5 protein-coding genes are annotated in these 4,649 nt (G+C 34.0%); 2 read left to right on the plus strand and 3 right to left on the minus strand.

All coding sequences use genetic code 11. From position 1 onward, the window contains the following. Positions 1–150 precede the first annotated feature (150 nt). A complete protein-coding gene (locus tag ACP6PL_RS02120; protein ID WP_426542046.1) occupies positions 151–468 on the minus strand; it encodes a peptidoglycan-binding domain-containing protein in 318 nt (105 codons plus the stop codon). A 185-nt stretch (positions 469–653) separates the two neighbouring features. Continuing rightward, positions 654–1,112 carry a peptidoglycan-binding domain-containing protein gene (locus ACP6PL_RS02125; protein ID WP_426542048.1) on the minus strand — a complete coding sequence of 153 codons (459 nt, stop codon included), beginning with the start codon at positions 1,110–1,112 and terminating at the stop codon, positions 654–656. 418 nt (positions 1,113–1,530) lie between these two features. Here ACP6PL_RS02125 and ACP6PL_RS02130 point away from each other — a divergent pair, with 418 nt between their 5' ends. Both ACP6PL_RS02130 and ACP6PL_RS02135 read left to right on the plus strand, forming a co-directional pair. Next, a complete protein-coding gene (locus tag ACP6PL_RS02130) occupies positions 1,531–1,863 on the plus strand; it encodes a hypothetical protein (RefSeq protein WP_426542050.1) in 333 nt (110 codons plus the stop codon). A gap of 154 nt (positions 1,864–2,017) precedes the next feature. After that, entirely contained in the window at positions 2,018–3,382 is a 1,365-nt protein-coding gene (locus ACP6PL_RS02135; protein WP_426542052.1) for a DUF1800 domain-containing protein, read from the plus strand. Positions 3,383–3,707: 325 nt separating this feature from the next. Here ACP6PL_RS02135 and ACP6PL_RS02140 read toward each other — a convergent pair whose 3' ends face one another. Next, positions 3,708–4,142, minus strand: a complete 435-nt coding sequence (locus ACP6PL_RS02140) for a DUF4332 domain-containing protein (RefSeq protein WP_426542054.1) — start codon at positions 4,140–4,142, stop codon at positions 3,708–3,710. Positions 4,143–4,649: the final 507 nt, after the last annotated feature.

Raw genomic sequence — 4,649 nt, forward strand, 5'->3', positions numbered from 1 at the left:
ATACTGAATGCTGGTAAAAAAATGGTTTGTTGATAGCTACCTTAGCCATAGCTATAGTTTTGTTAGAACCTATCTTGTTTCATTACAAACAATCCTAAATGAAACACTTTTAGATGAGGACTCCTTATGCTTTCTGTCAGAGCGATAGTTTTAATAGGTGTATTTGAAGATAGCATCACCTAACGCTTTCCAGGTTTGGGGACCTACTACTCCATCTACTTTAATATCAGGCGATGGAAAAGGAAAAGTAGCGTTATAATTTTGTTGAAACTCAGTTACTATTTGTTGGCATTGACTATCGTAGTTGGCATCAAATCTCACGCCAGTTGTAATCAGAGCAGGTCTACCTTGTTGCAAACCAAACCAATAGATTGAGGATAACAATTGTTCAAGAAACCGAACACTATCTCCACTATCTCCTTCTTTTAATACAGGCATTGTTGATACAGTCATTGTTGATACAGTCATTTGAGAAAATTCCTTAGTTTAGTTGAAGATGATTGTAGCAATCAGTAATCAGTTTTCAAGTTGTATAATGAGGATTTTCACCCCCGAATTTTAGCTAAATACTGAATGCTGGTAAAAAAATGGTTTGTTGATAGCTACCTTAGCCATAGCTATGGTTTTGTTAGTTGTGATTAGTGAATTCAACTCTAAACATCGATCAATTCTAATTGTTCCCAAGTTTTGGGACCAACAATTCCATCCACAGTTAAACCAGAGGATTTTTGGAAATTCTTCACAGCTTCTTGTGTTGCCGGACCAAATATTCCATCAACTACCAACGAAGCAGCTCTAATGCCATTTAACCGTCTTTGTAGATATTCTACACCTTCTCCACGGCTACCAAGGGATATAGTAGTGCGGGCAATTTTCCCTGTATCTATTAGTCCCCAAGTTTTCGGACCCACAATTCCATCCGCAGTTAAACCATATCGTTTTTGAAAAGCTATGACAGCTGCCTTTGTCAGATTACCAAATATTCCATCAACTACTAAGCTATTATCAGCAACAGTGCCATTCAAAACTGTTTGTAAATATTTCACATCTTCACCAGTGCTATTAAGGGAAAGAGTAGGACGAGTAGTAGTTGTTTGAGTTGCAGTAAACATAATTTTCTCCTTGTTTTTTGAATTGAGCAGGACTTAGGAATTAACGCTATATATAGAGTATTGATTGGTGAATATTCCCGATAAACTCACTATATTTAGTGCCGTCGTGTAATTCCTGCTCTATATTTTTATTATCAGTGCATTCCTGGATGAATAGTAAAATGTGCATGAGCTATCACAATTAACTTTTTATTGTGGGTGGACGTGCATTTTCTTACACATGAGTTATCACAATTAACTTTTTATTGTGGGTGGACGTGCATTTTCTGACACATTGATTAGCACTCAGGGGTCACATTCTGCCATAACAATAGTTTTGTGAGGAGATATGGTTTAATATTTGAACTTTCACCTATTTAAAAAGAATCAATCCTTTAATTCGACGTTACCTGGTCCAGATTTTCTAAACTCGAAAAACTTGAACGGAAAAGGTTTAAAAGTTATCATTGCTAATGATGCTAATTTTGAGGAGAAAGCAAAGAATGTTGCCAATACAATAGTCAAACGCTCAGATATTCTAGGTGTTATTGGTCATCAGGGAATTCAGAATATCCTGGCAGATCAAAGTTTCAGTCTTGACGGGGTAACAGGAAAAATTAAATTTAAACCAGGGACAGGCGATCGTCAAAAACAATCCCTGGAGTTAATTCGAGTTGTTCCTTGTAATACTCATGTGTTCGGCTTCACATTTATTCCTATGAAGTTTTCAACACCTGAAGATCCAGGGTTGAACTGTTCGATTTCTGACTAATATTATTTTCTGATAAGTGCGTTATATCTAATCCGGTAGCATCAGTATTATTTAGTATTAAAGATAAGAGTGTATATTGTAGGTTTGAATAGTCATTTGCCCCTAAGCATTGTATGACAATCAACGAAATTATATTACCCCACTGATAACTGAAATGGCTGATACTAAAATTTTACACCTAATTAACCGCCTCAGTTTCGGACCGACTCCTGGGCAAATTGAAAAGATTAAAAATATTGGTCTCGAAGCTTATATTCAATCTCAACTAAAACCTAATTCTATTCCCTACCCAAAAATATTAATTCAAAAGCTAGAATATCTTGATACATTACCTCTAACTCCCAGTGAAATAATCAGAGAATTACAACGACTTCAACAACAGGGAAAAGAATTAAGATTAGACCAGAGAGGATTAAATAGAATCAAAGGACGTTTTGAACAAAAAATATTTTTACAAGCTACTAAAGGTCGTTTTTTACGAACATTAGAAAGTCCGCGTCATTTAGAAGAAGTTATGGTAGATTTTTGGTACAATCACTTTAATGTTTTTGGTCGTCAAGGACTCAATCGTTTATATTTTAGCTCTTACGAACAGCAGGCAATTAGACCCCATGCTTTGGGAAACTTTAGAGAATTATTAGGAGCTACTGCTCATCATCCAGCGATGTTAATTTATTTAGATAATTGGCGAAGTCATCGGGGTAAAATTAATGAAAATTATGCTAGAGAATTATTAGAATTACATACTTTAGGTGTGGATGGAGGCTATACTCAAGATGATATTATTGCTTTAGCAAATATTTTTACTGGTTGGGGTCTACCTCCTAATAACAAAAGAGCAGAAGATCGAGATGGATTTTATTTTGAAGAAAAACGTCACGAACCAGGAGATAAAATTTTTCTTGGACAAACAATTAAGGAAAATGGTATGGCTGAAGGTGAAACAGCTTTAGATATTTTAGCTAGTCATCCTTCAACGGCTAAACATATTAGTTATAAGTTAGCTCAAACTTTTGTTTCAGATGAACCATCAGAGTCTTTAGTAAAAATTTTATCTCAGAGTTTTTTGGATAGTGAAGGAAATATTTCTACGGTATTAAATACTCTCTTCAACAATTCAGAATTTTGGCAGTCAGAGGTACATAATTCTAAGTTTAAAAATCCTTATCGGTTTGTAGCTTCTGCTATGAGAGCTATTGGTAATGAAGTTGATAATTTTCGACCTATTAATGGAATTTTAGACCAATTAGGAATGCCTCTTTATGGTTGTGTTACTCCCGATGGTTATAAAAATACAAAAGATGCTTGGTTAGATTCAGATACGATGATTCGACGTAGTAGTTTAGCTGTGCCTTTGTCTGGTGGTTTATTGGGTAGGGGAAAACCTATTAGTGCTGAAAAATTAATGGTTACTTTGGGTAATAATTTTTCTGCTCAAACTCGTGCAGTAATAGAAAAAAGTTCTCCTGATTTGAGGGCAGCTTTAATCTTTGGTAGTCCTGAGTTTATGAGATATTAATATAAGGAGGAAGAAAGAAGGAAGAAGGAAGAGGGAAGAAGGAGTAAATTAAAAAAAAAAGGGAAAAACACCTAGATAGCTGCCTAATATCAAGTCTCATTAATTAGCCATAATAAATCAGCTATCTTTAGATGACTAAAGATGACTAGATTATCTATACCGTCTTTTTGTATTGTGGTTAATTAATGCAACCTGATATTAACTGGATCAACTATTTTGAAGCAATCTTTTTTCAAAGTAGTATAAGTACCTGGAAACTATCTTAAATTTAAGTTTTTTCCTAATTTTCAAGCTTCTTCCTTCTTCCCTCTTCCTTCTTCCTTCTTCATAATGATAAAAATTGAGCTTGTTGAATCCATTTTTGAACTAAATCTACTGTCGGACAAAGGTCACGACGTTGCATAGTTGATACCTGTAATTTGAGGATTTGTTGGTGCAATCTGTGGACAGGTATTTGAGATAGTTGAGAAACTGAAGCAATGCCAGCATGAAGTAGCAGTCCACAGTATTGACAGCCAATACTAGGAACTCTAGCTAAGTCTGCTAATGCTACCCATTTCTTGACATATTGAGGATGAATTTGTAGTTGACTTGCTAGGATTAATTTTTTTTGGGGACTGTCAGTTATTTCTAGTAATTTTCTAGTGTTGATAATTCCATATTCTATTAGTAAAGTTTGATCTTGTTTGCTTAGACCTGGTAATTTTTCAATTGACCAGTTTTGAGATTTGATTGAGGGAATTTTTGGCGATTTTTTCATCTTTCCTCATGTCTAGAAATGTAAGTCAAAAAACTGTAATTAATAATTGAATATTCCCTATAATTTTTATTATGGATATTCAAAGAGATATGATATAAGGTGTTATATCATGTCCGCTTAATTGGTTATAAAAAAATTTTTTCCTCATCTTCTTCTACCTCCTGACTCCTCCCCAATTATTTATAACTGTTGATCCGGAGATGATATTAGCTAATAATTCATAGTTTATAGCTTACCTTAATTTAGTCTGTTACATACTTGGTATATTGTTGTTAGTAATTATCCAGCTATCTGGATAATTAAAGCATTTTTAAAATTTTCATGGTAAATATATTTCACAGACATAATTTTGAACACATTTTGTTGATTTCCAGCGTTTCTATAGATATATTTGATTACTTCTATAAGATGTGGAGCAACTTACTGAAGGCTATTCCCATACTCTTTTGGTCTTTACCGAATTATTAATTATTAATTGTTAATTAAATAATTGTGGTTTAAAGCCTC

Source organism: Dapis purpurea BLCC-M126, assembly GCF_050015975.1.
Classification (GTDB): Bacteria; Cyanobacteriota; Cyanobacteriia; order Cyanobacteriales; family Microcoleaceae; genus Trichodesmium.